General features: G+C 72.3%; 23 protein-coding genes. 18 read left to right on the plus strand and 5 right to left on the minus strand.

All coding sequences use genetic code 11. The features are described 5' to 3' along the window. Positions 1–42: 42 nt before the first annotated feature. Positions 43–1,218 carry a glycosyltransferase gene (locus A6A08_RS21020; RefSeq protein ID WP_073704337.1) on the minus strand — a complete coding sequence of 392 codons (1,176 nt, stop codon included), beginning with the start codon at positions 1,216–1,218 and terminating at the stop codon, positions 43–45. Positions 1,219–1,469: 251 nt separating this feature from the next. On the opposite strand from A6A08_RS21020, the gene A6A08_RS21025 reads away from it, so the two are divergent. Continuing rightward, entirely contained in the window at positions 1,470–2,138 is a 669-nt protein-coding gene (locus A6A08_RS21025) for a triacylglycerol lipase (RefSeq protein ID WP_073704338.1), read from the plus strand. Between the two features lie 68 nt (positions 2,139–2,206). Here the strand turns inward: A6A08_RS21025 and A6A08_RS21030 are convergent, their stop codons facing one another. Then, entirely contained in the window at positions 2,207–2,914 is a 708-nt protein-coding gene (locus A6A08_RS21030) for a GntR family transcriptional regulator (protein ID WP_073704339.1), read from the minus strand. Between the two features lie 298 nt (positions 2,915–3,212). On the opposite strand from A6A08_RS21030, the gene A6A08_RS21035 reads away from it, so the two are divergent. From A6A08_RS21035 to A6A08_RS21060, 6 genes are all read left to right on the plus strand, one after another. Continuing rightward, on the plus strand, positions 3,213–4,463 hold the full coding sequence (locus tag A6A08_RS21035) for an NRAMP family divalent metal transporter (protein WP_073704340.1): 1,251 nt from the start codon (positions 3,213–3,215) through the stop codon (positions 4,461–4,463). A gap of 145 nt (positions 4,464–4,608) precedes the next feature. Beyond that, entirely contained in the window at positions 4,609–5,376 is a 768-nt protein-coding gene (locus tag A6A08_RS21040) for a LamB/YcsF family protein (RefSeq protein WP_073704403.1), read from the plus strand. A 61-nt stretch (positions 5,377–5,437) separates the two neighbouring features. Beyond that, complete coding sequence (locus A6A08_RS21045) at positions 5,438–6,055, plus strand: allophanate hydrolase subunit 1 (RefSeq protein WP_073704341.1); 618 nt, start codon at positions 5,438–5,440, stop codon at positions 6,053–6,055. Next, positions 6,052–6,921, plus strand: a complete 870-nt coding sequence (locus tag A6A08_RS21050) for a biotin-dependent carboxyltransferase family protein (protein WP_073704342.1) — start codon at positions 6,052–6,054, stop codon at positions 6,919–6,921. The genes A6A08_RS21045 and A6A08_RS21050 overlap by 4 nt, the downstream gene beginning before the upstream one ends. A gap of 64 nt (positions 6,922–6,985) precedes the next feature. Next, on the plus strand, positions 6,986–7,768 hold the full coding sequence (locus tag A6A08_RS21055; protein WP_073704343.1) for a putative hydro-lyase: 783 nt from the start codon (positions 6,986–6,988) through the stop codon (positions 7,766–7,768). 75 nt (positions 7,769–7,843) lie between these two features. Next, positions 7,844–8,338 (plus strand): ferritin-like domain-containing protein, encoded by a 495-nt coding sequence (locus A6A08_RS21060; RefSeq protein WP_073704344.1) that lies wholly within the window; start codon positions 7,844–7,846, stop codon positions 8,336–8,338. Between the two features lie 94 nt (positions 8,339–8,432). Here A6A08_RS21060 and A6A08_RS21065 read toward each other — a convergent pair whose 3' ends face one another. Then, positions 8,433–9,851, minus strand: coding sequence for a VWA domain-containing protein (locus tag A6A08_RS21065; RefSeq protein ID WP_073704345.1), 1,419 nt, complete (start codon positions 9,849–9,851; stop codon positions 8,433–8,435). A 160-nt stretch (positions 9,852–10,011) separates the two neighbouring features. Further along, positions 10,012–10,620, minus strand: coding sequence for a hypothetical protein (locus A6A08_RS21070; RefSeq protein ID WP_073704346.1), 609 nt, complete (start codon positions 10,618–10,620; stop codon positions 10,012–10,014). A 302-nt stretch (positions 10,621–10,922) separates the two neighbouring features. Here A6A08_RS21070 and A6A08_RS21075 point away from each other — a divergent pair, with 302 nt between their 5' ends. The 8 genes from A6A08_RS21075 (at position 10,923) to ectA (ending at position 16,689) form a co-directional block, all read left to right on the plus strand. Further along, positions 10,923–11,237: a hypothetical protein gene (locus tag A6A08_RS21075; protein ID WP_073704347.1), complete on the plus strand. Its 315-nt coding sequence runs from the start codon at positions 10,923–10,925 to the stop codon at positions 11,235–11,237. A gap of 396 nt (positions 11,238–11,633) precedes the next feature. Continuing rightward, a complete protein-coding gene (locus tag A6A08_RS21080; protein WP_073704348.1) occupies positions 11,634–12,902 on the plus strand; it encodes a diaminopimelate decarboxylase in 1,269 nt (422 codons plus the stop codon). Then, complete coding sequence (locus A6A08_RS21085; protein ID WP_143181815.1) at positions 12,899–13,360, plus strand: holo-ACP synthase; 462 nt, start codon at positions 12,899–12,901, stop codon at positions 13,358–13,360. Before A6A08_RS21080 ends, A6A08_RS21085 begins: the two co-directional genes overlap by 4 nt. Then, the gene (locus tag A6A08_RS21090) at positions 13,344–13,814 is read left to right on the plus strand and encodes a 3-aminobutyryl-CoA ammonia lyase (protein ID WP_073704349.1); all 471 of its coding nucleotides are present in this window, start codon (positions 13,344–13,346) and stop codon (positions 13,812–13,814) included. The genes A6A08_RS21085 and A6A08_RS21090 overlap by 17 nt, the downstream gene beginning before the upstream one ends. After that, a complete protein-coding gene (locus A6A08_RS21095; RefSeq protein WP_073704350.1) occupies positions 13,811–15,328 on the plus strand; it encodes a class I adenylate-forming enzyme family protein in 1,518 nt (505 codons plus the stop codon). The genes A6A08_RS21090 and A6A08_RS21095 overlap by 4 nt, the downstream gene beginning before the upstream one ends. Before the next feature lie 57 nt (positions 15,329–15,385). Further along, on the plus strand, positions 15,386–15,646 hold the full coding sequence (locus A6A08_RS21100; protein WP_073704351.1) for an acyl carrier protein: 261 nt from the start codon (positions 15,386–15,388) through the stop codon (positions 15,644–15,646). A 43-nt stretch (positions 15,647–15,689) separates the two neighbouring features. After that, positions 15,690–16,094: an ectoine synthase gene (locus A6A08_RS21105; protein ID WP_073704352.1), complete on the plus strand. Its 405-nt coding sequence runs from the start codon at positions 15,690–15,692 to the stop codon at positions 16,092–16,094. A gap of 70 nt (positions 16,095–16,164) precedes the next feature. After that, positions 16,165–16,689: a diaminobutyrate acetyltransferase gene (gene ectA / locus A6A08_RS21110; RefSeq protein ID WP_073704353.1), complete on the plus strand. Its 525-nt coding sequence runs from the start codon at positions 16,165–16,167 to the stop codon at positions 16,687–16,689. 100 nt (positions 16,690–16,789) lie between these two features. Here ectA and A6A08_RS21115 read toward each other — a convergent pair whose 3' ends face one another. Beyond that, on the minus strand, positions 16,790–17,785 hold the full coding sequence (locus A6A08_RS21115; protein WP_073704354.1) for a GlxA family transcriptional regulator: 996 nt from the start codon (positions 17,783–17,785) through the stop codon (positions 16,790–16,792). Positions 17,786–17,856: 71 nt separating this feature from the next. On the opposite strand from A6A08_RS21115, the gene A6A08_RS21120 reads away from it, so the two are divergent. The 3 genes from A6A08_RS21120 (at position 17,857) to A6A08_RS21130 (ending at position 20,958) form a co-directional block, all read left to right on the plus strand. Next, positions 17,857–19,194 carry an MFS transporter gene (locus tag A6A08_RS21120; protein WP_073704355.1) on the plus strand — a complete coding sequence of 446 codons (1,338 nt, stop codon included), beginning with the start codon at positions 17,857–17,859 and terminating at the stop codon, positions 19,192–19,194. Further along, a complete protein-coding gene (locus tag A6A08_RS21125) occupies positions 19,191–19,748 on the plus strand; it encodes a hypothetical protein (RefSeq protein WP_242422752.1) in 558 nt (185 codons plus the stop codon). Before A6A08_RS21120 ends, A6A08_RS21125 begins: the two co-directional genes overlap by 4 nt. 214 nt (positions 19,749–19,962) lie before the next feature. Next, on the plus strand, positions 19,963–20,958 hold the full coding sequence (locus A6A08_RS21130; protein WP_242422753.1) for a LuxR family transcriptional regulator: 996 nt from the start codon (positions 19,963–19,965) through the stop codon (positions 20,956–20,958). Positions 20,959–20,972 lie beyond the last annotated feature (14 nt).

The raw sequence follows: 20,972 nt of genomic DNA on the forward strand, positions 1-20,972 counted from the left end.
GGGCGGGCCGCCCCCACAGGTGTCCGGTCCGACGGGGCCGTCCTAGCCCCGGGCGGCCGCCAGCACCACGTCGACCAGGCGGGCGGCGGCGTCGGGCCGCCCGTGCTCACGGGCCCGCTCCGCGATCCCGGCACGCCGCTGCGGGTCGTCCAGCAGCGGCTCCACCGCCTTCTGGAGGTCCTCCGCCGTGACCTCGTCCAACAGGGCCACCGCGGCGCCCGACTCCTGGAGGTGGCGGGCGTTGTGCCGCTGCTCGTCGCCCGCGGAGGAGGCGAGCGGAACCAGCACGGCGGCCTTGCCCAGCGCGGTCAGCTCCGCGATCGTCCCGGCCCCGCTGCGGGAGACCACCACATCCGCCAGGGCCAGCACGTCGGGCAGCTCCGGGCCGACGAAGTCCGTCAGGTGGTACCGCCCGGCGAGGTCGGGCGGAAGGCCGGCCGCGCCGCGGCGCAGCCCCTCCAGGTTCGCCGCCCCGCACTGGTGGACCACGTTCGCGCGCGTGAGCAGCCACGGCAGGACGGCGCGGACCGTGTCGTTGATCTGCGCCGACCCCTGCGCCCCGCCCGTGACGTAGACGGTGGGGAGCGCGGGGTCGTGCCCCTCGAACCCGAGTTCCCCGGCGGCGAGGTCGGCCTGTCCGGACAGCACCTCCGGGCGCACCGGGTTGCCGGTCACGGCGGCGCGGGCGCGCGCGGAGCCCGGGAGCAGTTCGATCGTGGACGGGGAGGACACGGCGACACGGGCCGACACACGGGCGAGGACCTTGTTGGCCAGGCCCAGGCGGACCGTCTGTTCGTGCACCACGAGCGGACGGCGGCACAGCTTCGCGGCCAGGCCCACGGGCACCGCCACGTAGCCGCCGGTGGCCAGCACCGCGTCGGGCGCGAAGCCGGCGACCAGGCGCCGGGCCTGCGCGATCCCCCGGGGCACGTTGGCCATGTCCCTGATGTTGGCCGCGGAGAGGAGCTTGAGCGGGTTCTTCGAGCGGCGGATCTTGCCGGTCGCGACCGGCTCGAAGGCGATCCCCTCGGCCGCCGCGACCCGGGACTCCAGACTGTCCGCCGTACCCACCCACAGCACGTCCAGGCTGCGGCCGACGGCCTCCAGCCGGTCCCGCAGCGCGCGGACGGAGGTGAGGGCGGGATAGGTGTGTCCGCCCGTTCCCCCTCCGGTCACGATCAGACGGATATCCCGCAGGGGGAGGTCGTCGCTGCTCACATGGTTCCCATCTGGTCGCCCCGAGGCGGGGCAGAGCGAGGATATGGCAAGGAGAGGGGCACATGCGGGCGATGCGGTGCCCGGGACGTGCCCCACAACACCGTAGCCCTCGGCGGACCCGTCGCAGAACACGAGTTCCCGTGCCGTCCTGGTGGACGGAGGCGGAGTGCGCGACCGCCCGTGGTTCGCCTGATGCGCGCCGGAGCGGTCGTCACGGACAATCAGGGCTCCCCTACGGAAAGGAGCCGACGATGCGATCCTCCCTCGCACCCGTCCTCGCCGCGCTGACCCTGGCCTTCGCGGTCATGGCCCCGGCGACCGCCCACGCCCAGGAGCGCGACCCCGTCCTCTTCGTGCACGGCTACGGCGGGAGCGGGGACAACTGGGACCCGATGATCGCCGACCTCACCGACCACGGATGGGACGGCGACCGGCTGTACACCATCAGCTACGACTACGACGCCTCCAACGAGGTGACCGCCCGGCTGATCGGACAGGAGGTCGACAGGATCCTCGACGAGACCGGACACGACGCGGTGGACCTGGTCACCCACTCCATGGGCGGGCTGTCCTCCCGCTGGTACCTGAGGTTCCTCGGCGGGCACGAGGACGTCGACGACTGGGTCTCGCTCGCCGGGCCCAACGAGGGCTCCCTCGTGCGGCTGCCGTGCGTGGAGACCTCCCCGTCGTGTCAGGAGGTGGTCGTGGGGTCGGAGTTCCTGGAGGAGCTCAACTCCGGCGACCCGACCCCCGGGGACGTCACGTACACGACCTTCCGGTCGTTGTGCGACCTCATCGTCCGGCCCTCCACCAGCGTCACCCTTCCCGGGGCCGACAACCACCGGGTCGGCTGCGTCGGACACGTCTCGTTCCTCACCGACCCCGAGGTGTCCGAGGGCGTGCGCGACACGCTGTCCTGACACCTCTCGGCGCACGTCCCCTCAACCCGGAGCGGCGTCGCGGGCGGGCCTGGCGGCGCTCGCCGCCGTCAGGCCCGATCCTCCATGGCGGTGAAGGCGGTGACCAGCTGGTCCTCGGAGGCGTCCAGGTAGGTCGTCAGCTCCTCCGCCGCGCCCCGCGCGTCACCCGAGGCCAGCAGCGTGTGGATCCTGCGGTTCCAGTCCAGGTACGGGGCGTGGAACTCCCGGGGAGCGTCCATCACGTGGAACACGAGCCGCGTCTCGGCCAGCACCTGGCTCATGAACCCGTTCACCCGCGCGCTCTCCGCGAGCCCGGCGACGGCCTGGTGGAAGCGCATGTTGGCGGTACCCATCCGCCACCAGTCCTCCCGCTCCCGCGCGGCCTCGCCCTCGTCCACGGCCGCGCCCACCTGGCGCACCGCCTCCTCGGAGGGGGCCGCCGCCCCGCGCAGCGCGGGGAGCTCCAGGATCCTGCGGGCCTTGAACAGGTCGCGGACGTCATCGCTGGTCGGCAGGCCGACGAACACACCCCGGTGCATCTGGTGCACCAGCAGCCGCTCGCGCACCAGCAGCCGGAACGCCTCGCGCAGGGTGTTGCGGGAGACCCCGAACTCCTCGCACAGGCGCTCCTCCGACAATCGCTGCCCCGGCGGGTACACCCCGTCGATGAGGGACTCGCGCAGCAGCTCGGCGACCCGTTCCGCCTGGGTCGGCAGCGGGGGGAGGAGGCGCGTACGGCCGGTGGGCCGGTCGGCGCGGGCGTCCGTGGCCGTCACAGGTTCTCCTTCGGGGCCGGCGTCGGTCCTTTCCATTGTCGCCGACGCGGCGCACTCCCGGGGGGCCAGGGCTCCGGAGAGGTCGGTTCATCTGATGGGCGGATCCTCCCAACGGGCTTTCCGGAGGGGTCTCTGAGGCGGGTGAGGCAGGTGTGGACTCCCCTGGCGCAGGTGACCTGGCGTTTTGTCGGCCCACTCTTTACCTACATCGTTGTATTGAAGTATCGTTCAACAATCCAACGATGGCGCGGCCGGTCATCGCGCCACCGCCCCCTTTCCGCACCCCCTGGAGAACCCCATGGGCGACACGCCCCCCGCACCTTCCGAAGTGCGTCCCCGTGCCGGGCGGATCGCACTGAGCAGCAGCCTGCTCGGCGCGATGTTCCTCATGGCGACCAGTGCCATCGGTCCCGGCTTCATCACCCAGACCACCACCTTCACCGCCCAGCTCGGCGCGACCTTCGCGTTCGCGATCCTCGTCTCGGTCCTGGTCGACATCGCCGTCCAGCTGAACATCTGGCGGATCATCGGGATCGCCGACATGCGCGCCCAGGACCTGGCCAACAAGGTCGTTCCCGGCGCGGGCTACCTGCTGGCCGTCCTGATCGTCTTCGGCGGCCTGGTCTTCAACGTCGGCAACCTCGCGGGCACGGGCCTCGGCCTGGACGCGATGGTCGGGTTCGACCCCAGGTTCGGCGCCGTCCTCTCCGCTCTCCTCGCCGTCCTCATCCTCGGTGTCAGGAGGCTGGGCGTGGCCCTCGACCGCATCCTGATCGTGCTCGGCCTGGCCATGATCTGCCTGACCGTGTACGTCGCCCTCGTGTCCCGGCCCCCGGTCGGCGACGCCCTGAGGCAGGCCGTCCTGCCCGAGCAGCTGGGCGCGGACGTCTTCCTCGCCACGGTCACCATCATCGGCGGCACGGTCGGCGGCTACATCACCTACGCGGGCGTGCACCGCCTCGTCGAGTCGGGCCAGGGCGGCCGCGACAACGTCCGGGCCATCACGCAGACCTCCGTCACCGGCATCGTCGTCACCGGGATCATGCGCGTGGTCCTGTTCCTGGCCATCCTCGGCGTCGTCACCGGCGGAGCCGACATCCTGGCGGCCGCCAACCCCTCCGCCGAGGCCTTCCGCCAGGCCGCGGGCGAGGCCGGGATGCGCCTGTTCGGCATGATCATGTGGGCCGCGGCGGTCAGCTCCGTCATCGGCGCCTCCTACACCTCGGTCTCCTTCGTCACGAGTTTCCACCCGTGGCTGGAGAGGCGCCGCGGCGTCCTGGTCACCGTGTTCATCGGCGTCTCGCTGGGGATCCTGCTGCTGTCCGGGCAGGCCCCGAACACGCTGCTGATCCTGGCCGGTGCGCTGAACGGCGTGATCCTGCCGGTCGGCCTCGGCGTCATGCTGTGGGTCGCGGCCCGCCGCTCCGGCGACCTGCTGGGCGGCTACCGCTACCCGCGTCGGCTCATCATCGTCGGCGTCGCCGCCTGGGCGCTCACCGCCTACATGGCGGTCAACTCGCTGGGCGGTATCGCCGCCCTCTGGCAGTAGGAGCCGAAGGGCGCGGGCCGTGCCGGTCCGCCGCCGGAGCGGCCGCGCCCCGCACCCGACCGTCCCCCCCGCCCCGCCCGGTCCACGGGCCGGGCGGGGTAGGAACCCCGTGAGGGACCAGAAGAAGAACGAGGGAGCACCGACGTTGCGCATCGACCTCAACTCCGACCTCGGCGAGGGCTTCGGCCGCTGGGAGCTCGGTGACGACCGGGCCCTGCTGTCCATCGTCACCAGCGCCAACGTCGCCTGCGGATTCCACGCCGGCGACCCGTCCGTGCTGCGCCGCACCACACGCGAGGCCGCGGCCGGGGGCGTGGCCGTCGGTGCGCACGTGGGCTACCGCGACCTGGCCGGCTTCGGCCGCCGCTTCGTCGACGTGCCGCCCGACGAACTGACCGACGAGGTCCTCTACCAGCTCGGCGCCCTGTCCGCGTTCACCCGCCTGGCCGGGGACCGCATCCGCTACGTCAAGCCGCACGGCGCGCTCTACAACGCGATCGTGCGCCACGAGAAGCAGGCCGCCGCGGTCGTCGCGGCCGTGCGGGCCTTCGACCCCGGCCTCCCCGTGCTCGGCCTGCCCGGCTCCGAGTTCCTGCGCCTGGCGGAGGAGGCCGGACTACCCACCCACCAAGAGGCGTTCGCCGACCGTGCCTACACCCCGGAGGGCGAACTGGTGCCCCGGCGCGAGCCCGGCGCCGTGCTGCACGATCCGGAGGAGATCGCCGAACGCTGCCTGCGCATCGCCCGCGGCGAGCCGGTCGAGGCGGTCGACGGCACCCGGATCCGTGTCGAGGCCGACTCCCTGTGCGTGCACGGCGACAGCCCCGGAGCGGTGGACATCGCCCGGGCCGTGGCCGGGAGGCTGCGCGCCGAGGGTGTCACCGTCGCACCCTTCACGGGGGAGGGCGCGTGATCCCCGCAGGCACCAGGTCCGCCCGCTCCGCCCCGTACCGCGACCACGCCGAGGAGTCCCCGTGCGTTTCCTGAGGTGCGCCGACACCGGTGTGCTCGTGGAGGTCGCCGACCTGGCCGAGGTGATCGCGCTGCGCGCCGCCCTGGAGGCGAACCCCGTCCCCGGCGTCGCCGACGTCGTCCCGGCCGCCCGCACACTGCTGCTGCGCGTCGAGCCCGGCACCGACCCGGACGCGGTCGCCGAGGCCGTCACCGGACTCCCGCTCGAACCCGGGGCCGACCAGGGTCCCGGCGAGACCGTCACCATCCCGGTGTCCTACGACGGTGAGGACCTGGACGACGTCGCCGAGCTGACCGGCCTGACCAGGCGCGGGGTGGTCGAGGCGCACACCGGCGCCGTCTGGACCGTCGCGTTCTGCGGTTTCGCGCCCGGGTTCGGCTACATGGTCGGCGACGACCCGCGCCTGCACGTGCCCCGGCGCGGAGAGGCGCGCACCCGCGTGCCCGCGGGGTCGGTGGCGCTGGCCGGGGAGTTCACGGGGGTGTACCCGCGCAGCTCGCCCGGGGGCTGGCAGCTGCTCGGCCGCACCGACGCCAGGATCTGGGACCTGGACCGCGAGCCGCCCGGCCTGCTCAGACCCGGTGTCCGTGTGCGCTTCACCGAGGCGGAGGCATCATGAGCGGTGTCCGGACCCGCGCCCTGGAGGTCCTGGCCGCCGGACCCATGACCACGGTCCAGGACACGGGCCGGTTCGGCCACGCCGGCCTGGGCGTGGGCCGCTCCGGTGCCGCCGACGCCGCCTCCCACGCCCTGGCCAATCGGCTGCTCGCCAACCCCCGGGACGCCGCCACCCTGGAGACCACCCTGGGCGGACTGCGCGTGCGCGCCCGCGGCCCGGTGACGGTCGCCGTCACCGGCGCGGAGGCACCCCTGCGGGTGGACGGGCGCGGCGCGGCCGCCAACACGGTGCTGCACCTGCCCGACGGCGCGGAGCTGGCCATGGGCGTGCCCGAGCGGGGGCTGCGCTCCTACCTGGGGGTGCGCGGCGGGGTGGACGTCCCGCCGGTCCTGGGCTCGCGCAGTACCGACGTCCTGGCCGGCCTGGGCCCCGACCTCCCCGTGCCCGGGGCGCTGCTCCCGGTCGGACCCGCGCCCGCCGCGCCGCCGAACACGGACCACGCCCCCACCGCGCCCGTCGGCGGACCCGAGGCGGTCCTGCGGGTCGTCCTGGGCCCGCGCGACGACTGGTTCACCGAGAGGGCCGTCGACACGCTGCTGTCGGGCCGGTACGAGGTGACCCCCCGCAGCGACAGGGTCGGCGCCCGCCTGTCCGGCCCCGTCCTGGAACGCGCCCGCACGGGCGAACTCCCCAGCGAGGGCATGGTCGCGGGATCGGTCCAGGTCCCGCCCGGCGGTGAACCGGTGCTGTTCCTGGCCGACCACCCCGTGACCGGCGGCTACCCGGTGGTGGCCGTCGTGTGCTCGGAGGACCTGCCCGGGGCGGCCCAGGCGCGTCCGGGCACCCGCGTCCGCTTCACCCTCTGACGGTCCGGGCGGCCCCGGACCGGACCCCGAACCAGACCCCGCAAGGAACGAAGGGCAGGAAACGATGACCCCGCCGGCCGACCTCTCCCCGGCCCGCGCCCGCGCGCTGTTCCGCGACGGGCTGCGGGTCCCCACCTCCGGATACAGCGCGGGATACGCGCAGGCCAACCTCATCGCCCTCCCCCGCGAGGCGGCCTTCGACCTCCTGCTGTTCGCCCAGCGCAACCCCAAGCCCTGCCCGGTCCTGGACGTCACCGAGCCGGGGGAGACCAGCGCCTCGGTCTTCGACGGCGACCTGCGCACGGACCTGCCCGCCTACCGGGTCTACCGCGACGGCGAGCTGGTGGAGGAGCGCACCGACGTCACCGACCTGTGGCGGGAGGACCTGGTGGCCTTCCTCATCGGGTGCAGCTTCACGTTCGAGGCGCCGCTGCTGGAGGCCGGTGTCCCGGTCCGCCACATCGAGACGGGCGGCAACGTCGCCATGTACACCACCAACCGGATGTGCCGTCCGGCGGGTCGGTTCCGCGGCCCGCTGGTGGTGTCCATGCGGCCGGTCCCCGCCGACCGGGTGGCCGACGCGGTGCGCGTCACCTCGCGCTACCCGGCGGTCCACGGCGCCCCGGTGCACGTGGGCGACCCCGCCGCGCTGGGCATCGAGGACCTGGGCAGGCCCGACTACGGCGACCCGGTGGAGGTGCGCCCCGGGGAGATCCCGCTCTTCTGGGCGTGCGGGGTCACCCCGCAGGCCGCCGTGGCCGCCTCCGCGCCGGAGTTCGCCATCGGCCACGCCCCCGGCCACATGGCCGTCACCGACGTACGCGACTCCTCCTACCAGGTGCCCTGACGGGTTTGCGGCCGGGCCGCCGGGGTAGCCGCGGTGCTGAGGACATGTCGGACCGCAACCTGAGGGGGACGCACAGTGGATGCCCGTGAGCAGTTCATCTCCTGGCTCAACGACGCCTATGCGATGGAAAAGTCGCTGGAGGAGACCCTGGAGCGCCACGCCAAGGACGCGGAGGGCGAGCCTGAGGTTCACGCGCGCATCACCCGCCACATCGACGAGACGCGTAGCCAGGCGGAGACGGTCAAGGGGTGCATCGAGTCCCTGGGCGGCAGCGTCTCGAAGGTCAAGAGCGCGCTGTCCGGGATGATGGGCGCCGCGCAGGGCATGGCGAACAAGCCCGCGGGCGACACGATGGTCAAGAACGCCCTCGCCGACTACGCGGCCGAGCACTTCGAGATCGCCTCGTACCGCGCGCTGATCGAGTCCGCCCACGCGCTGGGCGAGGAGCAGATCGCGCTCAAGCTGACCTCCATCCTGCACCAGGAGGAGGACATGGCCCGCTTCCTGGAGGAGAAGCTCCCGGACGCGGTGCGCGGAGCGCTCGCCTCCGCCCAGTCCTCCCAGAGGTAGCGGCACGGCGGGAGGAGCCGCCGCATCCGCCACACCGTGTCCGAACGCCCCGGCAGGCCGCGCCCGCCGGGGCGTTCGTGCGCCGCGGCCCGGTTCAGTACGTCGGCGGGGGCGTGTCCCCCTCGTCGAGGGTGGGACGGCCCCTGTCGGTCTGCTCGCCCCGGATGCGGCGCCCCCGACCGCCCGAACCGCGGTCGCCGTCCCCGGTCTGCCGTCCGCCGGACCGCGGCGGCCGCTGGCGGCCGCTCTTGCGCGAGTGGCCCGCCTGGCTGGCGAACAGCGTCTTGGAGGCCCGGGAGGCGTCCTCGTTGCGCGCCATCCGCGCCATCCGCCGCAGCTCGGTGGCCTGCGCGGTCACCTCCGCGGAAGCGGACACCGGCGCCGCACCCGCTTCCTCGTCCTGGGACGCGGACGGCTCCAGCAGATCGCGCCGGGCCCGTTCCAGCCTGTCGACGGCGGCGACGCGGTCGCCCCGGCGCATGGCCTCACTGGCCTCGCGTTTGGCGGTCTGCGCCCGCTGCAGGGCCTCCTCCGTGCGCACCTCGGGCCGGGGCACCCGATCGGTCGCCTCCTGCCCCGGAACCACGTTGACCGTGACGGGCAGGGCCGCGGTGTAGGTGGTCAGTGTCGCCGGGTCCACGTAGGTGGCCTCCAGCGTGGTGACGGTGGCCGTGCCCAGGGAGGCCTTCCCGGGGACGTCCAGGTGCAGGAGCAGCCGTCGCTTCTCACCGGAGTGGAAGTCGCCCAGTTCCACCACCACCGACCGGTCCGACAGCTGGTGGGAGGGCATCTCACCCGCCACGCCGACGCCGCGCAGGTGCGGGTCGACCGGAATCCGCAGCGACACGGCCTGGACGGTCTTCGACAGCAGGTAGTCGGCCTCCTGGGCGATGAGGCCGACCGCGGTGTCGGGGTCCTCGGCGAACAGCGCGCTGCCCGCGCCGCCGTCGGCCACCGCACCGAGCAGTTCCTCGTCGTAGCCCAGCCCGTACCCCAGGGTCGTGGTGGTGACCCCGTGCGCGTAGGCGTCGCCCGCCACCTGCTGGAGCAGGCCGTGGTCGGTGACACCCTGGTTGGTGTGCCCGTCGGAGACCAGCAGCAGGGTGGCACCCCTGTCGGCGCTGGCGCGGCGGGCCTCCTGCACGCCGCGCAGCAGACCGCTGGACAGGTCCGTGCCCCCCGACGCGCGCAGCTCCGAGATCGTGCGGCGCACCCCGGCCTTGTCGTCCAGCGGCCCGCACGGGATCTCGACGCGGGCCTGGTGGTCGAAGGACACCAGCCCGAAGTTGTCGGAGGGGGACATGCGGTCCACCAGGTCGAGCAGCGCCCGCACCACCCCCTCCAGTCTCCCGTCGCCCATGGAGCCGCTGCGGTCCAGCACGACCTGCAGCGTCGCGGGCGGGCGTTCGGCGTCCTCCTCGCGTTCGGGAGCGGTGACCTCCAACAGGAGGGATACGGCGTCGTCGGTGTCCAGGGGTACGGCGTCGAAGTCCAACAGCGCGGACAGGTGCATGCGGTCTCCTGGGTGTGCGGTCGGCTCCGGAGCAGCGCCCATCCCGGTGTGGAAGGCGGTACGGCTGTGGCCGAGGACCCCGTGTGAGGGCACCGTCCGTTCCGGGCCGCCGGCCGGGGATGGACACTCTCGACGGTACCCCGACGGGGAGCCGGACTCCTCAAAGCCCGCGCAGTCCCAGGCGGCGCAGTTCCAGGGAGGCCAGCTCGCGCACCGCCTCCCGGTCGCCGGAGTGCCAGGCGCCCGCCGGGTCCTCGTGCACGTCGGCGAGCCTGGACGGGGACACCGACGAAAGGGCGCGCAGGGCCAGCAGCCGGGACCGCGCCTCGGGTGCGAGTCCGCGCATCCGCCGGACGGAACCGGCCTGGCGCATCCACCGCACACGTGCGGGCAGCCACGTCGCGGCGAGCAGCAGTAGCGGCAGCGCCGCGGTGAGCAGCGGCAGGGTCAGCCCGAGCGAGGCCACCGACTCCTGGAAGGACGCGCCCGCGGCGGAAAGGGTCTCGCCGGTCCCGCTCATGCTGGTGAACGGGGTGGCCAGGGCGTCCCCGGCCAGGGGCACCTTCAGGGCCTGTCCGGCCGCGCTGTCCATGTGCTCGCTGAAGCCCTCGCCGGTGCTCACCATCAGCTCGCCGGGGCGCTCCAGGGCCATGAGGACCTCGCGCAGCGACAGCGCCGCACCGACCCACAGGTACACCCAGGCCAGGGCGAGCAGGTCGGCGGCGATCTGGAGGGACATTCGCACGGGGGTGTCGGCGTACGGCTTCACGGTTGCTCCGGGAGGTGGGGAGGGAACGGGTGCGCGGGTCCTCGGGGCCCGTGGTCGTCCGTTACCCGCTCCGCGGCCCCGGCACGCCGCGGACGTGCTCCCCCAGCGGCTCGGGACCGCCCCCCACCGTCGAAACCTCCCCCGGCCGTATTGGCGGCGTCCGGCCGGCGCCGGAACAAAAGCGTGGCTCCGGGTCTCTTTGAAAAAACTGCTATTACCTGCTAAAAAGACTTTCACCCTTCGCTGCGCTGCCCAGGGTTCCACCCCGGTCAATGGGGTGATGTTCAAATCGAGGTCACACCATGTACCTGGTCCAACTCTCTTTCCTTCCCTCCGTGGAGGGTCGGGAGTTCCCCGGCGATGTCCGGGAAATGCTCTACTCCAGCGCACGCGCGGAGGACGGTCTCGAACACGTGAGTGTCAGTGAAAAGCCCGGGGCCGACCCCGTGATCGGGCTCTTCCTCCTTTCCCCGGACCTCGCCGGGGCCGAGCGCACGGCGGCCCTCCTGTGGGGCCGGGCCGCCGAACGGCACCCTGAACTCGCTGATCACCAGCTTTTCAGGGCGGAGGTCCCCCTCATCGACGACGGCGGGGACTGGCCTGGGGAAGGGGTGTAGCCGTGCGGCCCCCGGGGCCGCCGAGGGGTGGACAAAAGGGGCCATGGACCGTTTAGGACACGGCTGGATCCTTCACTTCATTTCGCGGCTGTGCTCATAATGGACATCGCAGGGGCAGCAGCAGGCAAGAAGGGAAATACCAGTGTCCATTCGTGTGAACGCTCTTTCCGTGGCAGTTTCCTCCACATTCGTTATCGCCTTCTCGGCTCTCGCGGGATTTTCTCCCGCTGTGGCGGCGGACGGCGGCGCGGAAACGCTCCGGACCGCCTCCGCGGTCACCTCCGACGACTCCGGCTGGCAGTCGGTCGGCACCGGCCTCCAGTCGGGCGACTCGGGCTGGCAGTAGGGGCCGAAGCGGTCCGCCACATCCCACGCACGACCGACGGAAGGTGAAAGGTGCCCACCACCGAGTCCCCCGGACCCGACCACGCACGACTCGCGGAGGAGTTCGGAACCCCGCTCTTCGTCTACGACGCCCAGACCGCCGAACGCTCCTACGCCGCCCTCAGACGGGCGCTCCCCGAGGGCGTCGACATCATGTACTCCCTCAAGGCCAACCCGAACGTCAGCGTCTGCGCGCTGCTCGGCTCACTCGGCGCCGGCGCCGAGGTCAGCTCCCACGCCGAACTCGTCACCGCGCTGCGGGCGGGGATCGCACCCGAGGACGTCATCTTCCTCGGACCGGGAAAGTCGCACCAGGAACTGGAGGCATGCCTGGACGCGGGGATCGCGGCACTGGTCTGCGAGTCCCTGGACGAGGTGGAACGCGTCGACGCGCTGGTCGGCCAGCGCGGTTCGGCGCCCTTTCCGGTGATGCTCAGGGTGAACCCGTCCTTCGCCGCCAAGGGACAGGGCCTGGCCATGGGCGGCAAACCCCGCCAGTTCGGGATCGACGAGGCGGTGGTACGCGACGCCAAGCACCGTCTGGGCGACCTCGCCGGCGTCCGGATCACGGGAATCCACGCCTACATGGGCACGAGGTTCCTCGACCACACCAGTGTCGTCCGCAACACCGAGCGCATCCTCGGCCTGGCCGAGTCCCTCGCCGCCGACCTGGGGATCGACCTGGAGTCGGTGGACTTCGGCGGCGGCCTCGGCGTCGCCTACTTCGCGGGCGAGGGCGATCCGGACATGGCGGCCCTGGGCCGGGGCATGCACGAGGCGATCGCCGACTTCCGCGGCCGCAACCCCCGCTGCCGCCTGATGATGGAGTCCGGACGCTACCTGACCGCCGCGTCGGGCACCTACGTGGTGCGCGTACGCGAGGTCAAGGAGTCCATGGGTGAACTGTTCGCCGTGGCCGACGGGGGGACCAACCACCACATGGCCGCCGTGGGCGTCGGCAGCTTCGCCAAGCGGAACTTCCCCGTGCGCCGCCTCGGCCCGGCGGAGTCGTCCGCCACGCACGAGTACTCCGTCACCGGGCCGCTGTGCACGCCCAACGACCTCATCGCCAAGAAGGTCGTCCTGCCCGAGCTGCGTGCGGGCGACCTGCTCGGAATCGGGCGCTCGGGCGCCTACGGGCCCACCGCCTCACCCGGGCTGTTCCTCAGCCACGGCTATCCCGCCGAGGTCATGGTCCACCGGGGCCGCGCCCACCTGGTGCGGCTCCCCGACACCACCGGAGACCTGCTGGGCAGGCAGCGTCTCGTCGACCTCCGGTGAGCACGGGCACCGGCTCCACCGCCCTGCGCGTCGGCGTCGACGTCCTGGACCGGCGCGAACTGGACCGGCTCACGCGCCGACCGTGGTTCCTGCGCTTCGGGTACGCGCCGGGCGAGGTGGAGGAGGCCGCCGGCATGGGTACGCGGCGCCGGGCGGAGTTCCTGTCGGGGCGCTTCGCCGCCAAGGAGGCGGTCCTCAAGGCACTGGGACACGGACTGCTCCAGGGGGTGGCGCCGCGCGACATCTGGGTGGTCCGGGAGGAGGGGGGCGCACCAAGGGTCGTCTTCCTCGGGGAGGCCGCGCGGATGGGCCTGCCCCCCGTGTCCCTGTCGATCTCACACAAGGAGAACGTCGTCGTCGCCGTGGCCCTGTGCGTGCGTGGAACCGACGCACCGCGGCCCCCGCGGACCGGCCCTGACGACGAGAAGGAGGTAGGAGCACATGAGCACCACCACTGAACGGACCGAGCGGCGGGAAGCGCCCGCCGCCCCGGCGGACGAGGACCGGGAGGCCGGCGAGACCACGGCGTTCCTGCGGGTGCGCCTGAACGAGGCCGACGCCTACTACGGCGGGAACGTGGTGGAGGGCGCCCGCGTCCTGCGCCTGTTCGGCGACCTGGTCACCGAGATCACCGTCCGGGAGGACGGGGACGAGGGCCTGCTGGCCGCCTACTCGGACGTGCGCTTCACCGCTCCCGTCTCGCCCGGCGACTACCTGGAGGTCCGCGGCCGCCTCGTGCGCCGGACCCGGTTGCGCAGGGTCGTGGAGATGACCGCCCACAAGGTGATCGCCGCCGATCCCGGGACGCGTCCCAGCGCGGCACGCCTCCTCCCCGAACCCCGGCTCGTGTGCGCCGCGACGGCCACGACCGTGGTCCCCCACGAAGCAGTGAGAAAGAAGGAGTCCCCGTGAACACCGAGCCGCGACTACTGCACGACCTGCTCGACCGGGCGGCCGAGCGCGACCCGCACACCCCCTTCCTGTCCTTCCGCGACCAGGCCACCGGCCTCGGCGAGCTCGCCGACACCAGCACCCGCATCGCCCACCACCTGCGTGCACGCGGCGTGAGGCGCGCGGACCGGGTGGTCGTGCGGACCGGGAACCCGCTGGCGGCCGTCTCCGCGCTCTTCGCCGTCTCCCGCGTCGGCGGGGTGTTCAGCCTCCTGCACGAGAGCGTTCGCGACGGCGCCCTGTCCCACGTCCTCAAGGACTGCGAGCCCGCGGTCGTGGTCTGCGACACCGACGAGGCCGAGGACGAGGCCACCGCGGGGGGCGCCGACTTCCTGACCACGGACGAGCTGCTCGGCACGGACGGCGGGCCCGCTCGGGCCCCCGCGCCCGCCGGCTCCGGCCACGACCGGGCGCTGGAGGTGGACCCGGTGTGCATGATCTACACCTCCGGCACCACCTCCCGGCCCAAGGCCGTGGTGAGCACGCACCAGCAGGTGCTGTTCTCCGCCCGGGCCATCCAGCGGCGTCTGTCCTACCGGTCCGACGACACGGTGTACTGCCCGCTGCCGGTCTCCTTCGACTACGGGCTCTACCAGGTCTACCTGGTGCTGCTGGCCGGGGCGCGGCTGCGTTTCGGCACGGCCGCCGAATCCGGGCCGCCGCTGTTGCGCAGCCTGGTCGAGAGCGGGGCGACCGTCCTGGCCGGTGTGCCCGCCGTCTCCGACCGGCTGGCGTGGCTGGCGGCCCGCACCGAGCACAGGCCCACCTCCCTGCGCCTGCTCACCAACACCGGCGCCGCGCTCTCGGAGAAGACCGTCGCCTCACTGAGGAGCTCTCTTCCCGGGCTGCGGGTGCAGGTGATGTACGGCCTGACCGAGTGCAAGCGTGCCACCATCATGCCGCCCGACGGCGACCTGGACCATCCGGGCTCGTGCGGCCTGCCGCTGGACGGGACCGAGGTCTTCGTCACCGGCCCCGACGGTGAGCGGCTCCCGCCCGGTGAGACCGGCCAGATCGTGGTACGCGGCCCCAACGTCATGGCCGGCTACTGGAGGCGCGAGGAGCTGACGGCCGAGCGCTTCCACCGCCGGGACGGGCTCTTCCCGGAGCTGCGGACGGGCGACTACGGATGGCAGGACGAGGACGGCTACCTGTACTTCGACGGCCGCAGGGACGACATCTACAAGGAGCGCGGCTTCCGGGTCAGCGCGACCGAGGTCGAGGCGGCCGCCCACCGGGTCGACGGCGTGACCTCCGCGATCGTCCTCCCGCCGGAGGGCCGCAGCCCCGCCCAGCTCGCGGTCATCGCCGCCATCCCCAGGGAGGAGGTCCTGGTGAGGATGCGCGCGGAGATCGAGGAGTACAAGATCCCCCGGGTCTGCACCCGGTTCGACGACCTGCCCACCAACGGCAACGGCAAGGTCGACCGCAAGCGGCTCGCCCGGCTGATCTCGGCCGGACGGGGCCGTGACTGAGGAACGACCGCACACGAGCCAAGACGACACCCGCACCGACACACCAAGGAGACGAACATGCAGCGCAACGACGTGACCAAGGCTCTTGAGACGGCCCTCTCGGAGGCCCTGGAGCGAGAGGTCGCCGACCTGGACGGCGGCGTCCGCCTCTTCGACGACCTGCACCTGGACTCCACCTCGATGCTGGAGGTCCTCATGGGTCTGGAGGAGTCCATCGGACTGGAGGTCGCCCCGGAGGACCTGGAGATCGAGGCGTTCGAGTCCGTGGACACCCTCACCGACTTCGTCCTGGCCGCCACCCGGCCCGCCGCGGTCTGAGCACGACGCCCCCCGCCGAACCGCCACCCCCAGAGAGGCCGCCATGCTGATCCGTTCCTTCGCCGAGATCGAGGACACCGAACGCCACGTCAAGGGTGCCAAGGGCACCTGGGAGAGCAAGCGGATCGTGCTCGCCAGGGAGGGCGTCGGGTTCTCCCTGCACGAGACCACCGTCTACGCGGGCACCGAGACGTCCCTGTGGTACGCCAACCACTACGAGGCCGTCCTGTGCGTCGAGGGCGAGATGGAGCTGACCGACGACGAGACCGGTGAGAAGCACTGGATCACCCCCGGGGTCATGTACCTGCTCGACGGACACGAGCGGCACACCCTGCGCCCGACCAAGGACTCCCGTTTCGTCTGTGTGTTCAACCCCCCGGTCACCGGCCGCGAGGACCACGACGAGAACGGCGCCTACCCCCTCCTGACCGACGCGGCGGACGCCTGAGGCCGCCCCCGTCCACCGGCCGCGGCCCCGCGGGCGAGGACCCCGACACGACCAGGACCAAGGAGTCACGATGACCGTCACGATGGAAGACCGGACCGCCCTCCCCGCGCGCGACCGGGTCGTCTTCCGCCGGCCCGAGCCCTCCGACGCCCACGCCGTCCGGGAGATGGTGGAGGCCTCCGAGGAGCTCGACGACAACAGCGAGTACTACTACATGATCTGGTTCCGCGACTTCGCGCGGACCTCGATGGTGGCCACCCTCGACGGGGAGGTCATCGGTTTCCTCAGCGGCTACCGCCGCCCCGACCAGCCCGACACCTACTTCGTCTGGCAGGAGGCGGTCACACCCAGGCACGGCATCCCCTTCCTCGGGGTGAAGCTCTTCGACCACGCCGTGGAGCAGGAGCTCCTGGCCGGAGCCAGGTACGTGGAGGCGACCGTCTCCGAGGCCAACACACCGATCGTGATGGTGCTCAAGCGGTTCGCCAAGCGGTGGGGCGCCGGCATCGACAGGAGCGTGCTCTTCACCAGCGCCGACTTCGGCGGCGGCCACCACGAGGAGACCCTGTACCGGATCGGCCCGGTCGCGCCCTGACACGGCGGCCGCGCAACCGGTGAACAGCGCACCGGGGCGGTGGGAGGACCCACCGCCCCGGTGCTCGTGTGCGTGGGGCCGCGCACGGGCGCCGGCGTGGTCAGGCCGCGTGCGACGTGCCCCGGAAGGTGCGCCGGTAGGCGCTGGGCGACACGCCGAGTTCGGCGTGCATGCGCTGGCGCAGGGACGCCGCCGTACCGAAACCCGCCTCGTACGCGATCCGGTCCACCGGCAGATCCGACTCCTCCAGCAACTGCCGGGCCCGGTCCAGGCGCTGCTGGGCGATCCACTGGCCGGGTGAGAGCCCCACCTCGTCGCGGAACCGGCGGGTGAAGGTGCGCACGCTCATGGACTCCTGGCCGGCCATCTCCCGCAGGCTCGGCTGGAGGTGGAGGTGGCCCAGGGCCCAGGATCGCGCGCGGCCGGTCGCGGCCCGTTCCGGTGCGGGCACGGGGTGGCGGATGTACTGGGCCTGGCCGCCGTCCCGGTGGGGCGGCACGACGGTGCTGCGCGCCACCTCGTTGGCCACGGCGGCGCCGTGGTCGACACGGATCATGTGCAGGCTCAGGTCGATACCGGAGGCGACCCCGGCGGCGGTCAGCACGCGCCCGTTGTCGGTGTACAGCACGTTCGGGTCCAGGTCGATGCCGGGGTACATGGCGCGGAAGAAGCCCGCCGACTTCCAGTGGGTGGTCACACGGCACCCGGTCAGCAGCCCCGCGGCGGCGAGCACGAACGCCCCGGTGCAGATGGAGGCCACACGCGCGTCCGGTCGGATGCCGGCGACGGCCGCGGCCAGGGCCGGGGAGAGGGGGTCGTGCGGGCGTTCGACGTAGTCCTCGTCGGCGGCGGGCAGGATCACCGTCCGGGCATCGCGGAGCGCCTCCGGGCCGTGGGCGACGTTGACGGTGAAGTCGGTGTCGGTCCTGATCTCACCGGGCTCCAGGGCGCAGGTGAGGACCTCGTAGAGCAGTTCTCCCCCACTGTCGCGGGCCTGGCCGAAGAGGCGGTGGACGATGCCCGCCTCGATGGGCAGCACACCGTGCCGGACGAGTACGGCCACGCTGTGGCGTTCGGGATGGGTGAAGACGCTCATGGCCCGATTCTTTCGCATGTTGGCTTTCCGGACACTGTCGGGGGCGGGGGTCCCCGAAGGACTCTGGAGGCATGGTTGAGGACACCGCTTCCGCACGGAAGCCCGCACACACCCCGTTCCACCGCGCGTGGCTGATCGCCCTGGTCGCGTGCCTGACCATCGTGGCCGCGGCGGCCTTCGCCGCGATGCCCGGGCTGCTGACCGACCCCCTGCACACCGAGTACTCGTGGTCCCGGGGGACGATCGGTGCGGCGGCCTCGGTCAACATGATCGTCTACGGCCTGATCGCCCCGTTCGCCGCCGCTCTGATGGACCGCTTCGGTATCCGCCGCATCGCCCTGGTGGCGCTGGCGACCATCGTCGCGGGCGCCGGGCTGACCACCCTCATGACCGCCGCCTGGCAGCTGACCCTGTACTGGGGGCTGCTCATCGGCGCGGGCACCGGATCGCTGGCGATGACGTTCGCCGCCACCGTCACCAACAACTGGTTCGTCGAGCGCCGCGGGCTGGTCATCGGGACCCTGACCGGCGCCAGCGCCTTCGGGCAGCTGGTGTTCCTGCCCGCGCTGGCGTGGATCATCGACCACCAGGGATGGCGGCCGGCCGTCGTGACCCTGGCGCTGACCGCGGGCGTGATGATCGTCCTCATCGCCTTCGTGCTGCGGGACCATCCGGCCGACCTGGGCCAGCGGCCCTACGGGGCGACCGCCTTCGTGGAGAAGCCCAAGGTGGACCAGGGCGCGGCGCGCCGGACCCTGGGGGTCCTGTACTCCTCGGTCAACAGCCGTCGGTTCTGGCTCCTGGGCGGGACGTTCGCGGTGTGCGGTGCGACCACCAACGGCATCCTGTGGACCCACTTCGTGCCCGCCGCCCAGGACCAGGGGATGGCCGTCACCGTCGCCGCCGCGCTGGTGTCGACGGTCGGTGTGTTCTCCCTCGTGGGAACGGTTCTGTCGGGGTGGCTCACCGACCGGGTGGACCCGCGTGTGCTCCTGGTCGTCTACTACGCGAGCCGGGGCGCCCTCCTGGCCATGCTGCCCGCGCTGCTGGGCCCCGACGCGGGGGCGGCGATGATGGCCTTCGTCGTGGTGTTCGGCCTGCTCGACGTCGCCACGGTCCCACCGACCATCATGCTGTGCCACCGGATCTTCGGCGCGGACGGGGCCATCGTCTTCGGCTGGGTCAACGCCGTCCACCAGGTCGGCGCGGGGACCATGGCGGTCTTCGGCGGCTTCACCCGTGACGTGACCGGCGGCTACGGGCCGGTGTGGCTGCTCGCGGCCGCCCTGTGCGGTGTGGCCGCGGTGCTCGCCCTCCAGGTCGGCCGCAACGGTGGGAACGGCGCGGAGAAGCCCGCCGGAGAGAAGCCCGTGGGGGACGACCGCGAGGACGAGGGGGCGAGGGTATGAGCACCACGAGGAGGGCCGGCACCGGCACCGCCGGAACCGGCGCCATCGACCCCACCGGAACGGACGCCGACACCGACACCACCGGAGGCACTGACACCGGCCATGCCGACGGACACGGCGCGCGGGGGCGTCGCCGGCGCCCGTCGCCGCAGTTCTCCGTCGTCATCGTGGTCCTCGCCGCGCTGGTGGCCTACGTGGGTTCGGCCGGCCTGGAGCAGGGGCTGCGGGCGGCGCGCGGCGAGGGCGCCCCGGGAGTGTTCACTGTGAGCAGCATCACGTGCGTCCAGCATCCGGGGCACGAGTCGTGCACCTGCAACGGGTCCTTCGCCGACGCCGGGGGAGGGGAGCCGCGGGCGGTGTACCTGCACGCGGCCGGGCGTGACACCTGCGAGGAGGGCGCGCGGATCCCGGCCGTGGACGTCGGGGCGTCCAACCGCGTCTACGGGCCGGACGGCTCCCGGGAGTGGCTCCTGTCGTCGCTCGTCCTCGCGGCGTGCCTGGCCGTCGTCGGCGGCGTCGCGGTGAACTGGGTGCGCTATCTGCGGAGAACGTGAAGGACCAGGTAATTCCCTCCGGTGGGTAATGTGTTTCGGGCCCTCTTTCTTCTTCGTGAACCACTCGGTAAGTGTCAACCAGCAGCAAAGTACATAAATTGGTACATTTGTGTTCTAAATATACAAGGCTGCCTTTCTCGTGATATAAGAACATTGGTTCTGGAAACGGCCGTCGGCGGTGCCTTGGCGGCGTTCACGAGGGTGGTAAACGGAGTTGAACGGTCTTGGCATCGACCCTGTGGCCGAGTCGGTCTACCGGCGCATGCTGTCCCACCCCGACGACGGGGTCGCGGAGCTCGCGGCCGGGTTGGACGTTCCCGAGAGCCGCGTCCGTGAAGCCCTGGACCTGCTGAACGAAATGGCGCTGGTCCGCTCCTCGAACCGTGCCGGAGGGCGGCTGCACGCCGTCAACCCGCAGCTGGGAATGGAGATCCTGCTTTCGCACCAGCAGGCCGACCTGGCCCGGAGGCAGCAGCGCCTGGAGGAGAGCAGGGCGGTGGCGGTCGAGCTGATCGCCGAGTTCTCCGGGTCCGGGAACGCGGCACCCGAGGACTCGGGGCTGACGGTGATCTGGGGACTGGAGCAGATCCGGGACAACCTGCGCATGATCAACGAGCAGGTGCGGGAGGAGTTCCTGACCTTCGCTCCCGGCGGATCGCAGACCGCCGAGAACATGAAGGCGGGCCAGCCACTCAACCGCAGGCTCCTGGAGCGGGGAGTACGGATGCGGACCGTGTACCTGGACAGCCTGACCAACGATCCCGACAGTGTCGCCCACGCCAAACACCTCGTGGAACTCGGGGCGCAGGTGCGCACCGCGCCGACACTGCCCACGCGGATGATCGTCTGCGACCGCAGTGTCGCGGTCGTCGCCGCGGACAACGAGGACACGGGCAAGGGTGCGGTCCTGATCAGGGCGCCCGGTCTGGTGACGGCGCTGTGCACGCTCTTCGACGCGGTGTGGCGCGAGGCCCGGGAGCTGGCGCCCACGCAGAGCAAGGACCCCGACGACGACATGACTCCCCAGCAGGCCGAGGCGCTGCGTCTGCTCGCCGAGGGGCACACGGACGAGGTGATCGCCCGCAGGTTGGGGGTCTCGCCCCGCACGGCACGCAGGTTCGCGTCGGAGATCATGGTGAGGCTGGGCGCGAGGAGCCGTTTCCAGGCGGGCGTCAACGCCGTGCGCCAGGACCGCCTGCCCGCCGAGTGAGGAGCCCTTTCCGG

Source organism: Nocardiopsis sp. TSRI0078 (genome assembly GCF_001905145.1).
GTDB lineage: Bacteria > Actinomycetota > Actinomycetes > Streptosporangiales > Streptosporangiaceae > Nocardiopsis.

What these genes read in the sequence shown, in the direction of transcription:
- A6A08_RS21025 (WP_073704338.1), top strand. Translation starts at nt 1,470, where the DNA reads ATGCGATCCTCCCTCGCACCCGTCCTCGCCGCGCTGACCCTGGCCTTC.
- A6A08_RS21035 (WP_073704340.1), top strand. Translation starts at nt 3,213, where the DNA reads ATGGGCGACACGCCCCCCGCACCTTCCGAAGTGCGTCCCCGTGCCGGG.
- A6A08_RS21050 (WP_073704342.1), top strand. Translation starts at nt 6,052, where the DNA reads ATGAGCGGTGTCCGGACCCGCGCCCTGGAGGTCCTGGCCGCCGGACCC.
- A6A08_RS21055 (WP_073704343.1), top strand. Translation starts at nt 6,986, where the DNA reads ATGACCCCGCCGGCCGACCTCTCCCCGGCCCGCGCCCGCGCGCTGTTC.
- A6A08_RS21065 (WP_073704345.1), bottom strand. Translation starts at nt 9,851, where the DNA reads ATGCACCTGTCCGCGCTGTTGGACTTCGACGCCGTACCCCTGGACACC.
- A6A08_RS21075 (WP_073704347.1), top strand. Translation starts at nt 10,923, where the DNA reads ATGTACCTGGTCCAACTCTCTTTCCTTCCCTCCGTGGAGGGTCGGGAG.
- A6A08_RS21090 (WP_073704349.1), top strand. Translation starts at nt 13,344, where the DNA reads ATGAGCACCACCACTGAACGGACCGAGCGGCGGGAAGCGCCCGCCGCC.
- A6A08_RS21100 (WP_073704351.1), top strand. Translation starts at nt 15,386, where the DNA reads ATGCAGCGCAACGACGTGACCAAGGCTCTTGAGACGGCCCTCTCGGAG.
- A6A08_RS21105 (WP_073704352.1), top strand. Translation starts at nt 15,690, where the DNA reads ATGCTGATCCGTTCCTTCGCCGAGATCGAGGACACCGAACGCCACGTC.
- ectA (WP_073704353.1), top strand. Translation starts at nt 16,165, where the DNA reads ATGACCGTCACGATGGAAGACCGGACCGCCCTCCCCGCGCGCGACCGG.
- A6A08_RS21115 (WP_073704354.1), bottom strand. Translation starts at nt 17,785, where the DNA reads ATGAGCGTCTTCACCCATCCCGAACGCCACAGCGTGGCCGTACTCGTC.
- A6A08_RS21120 (WP_073704355.1), top strand. Translation starts at nt 17,857, where the DNA reads ATGGTTGAGGACACCGCTTCCGCACGGAAGCCCGCACACACCCCGTTC.
- A6A08_RS21125 (WP_242422752.1), top strand. Translation starts at nt 19,191, where the DNA reads ATGAGCACCACGAGGAGGGCCGGCACCGGCACCGCCGGAACCGGCGCC.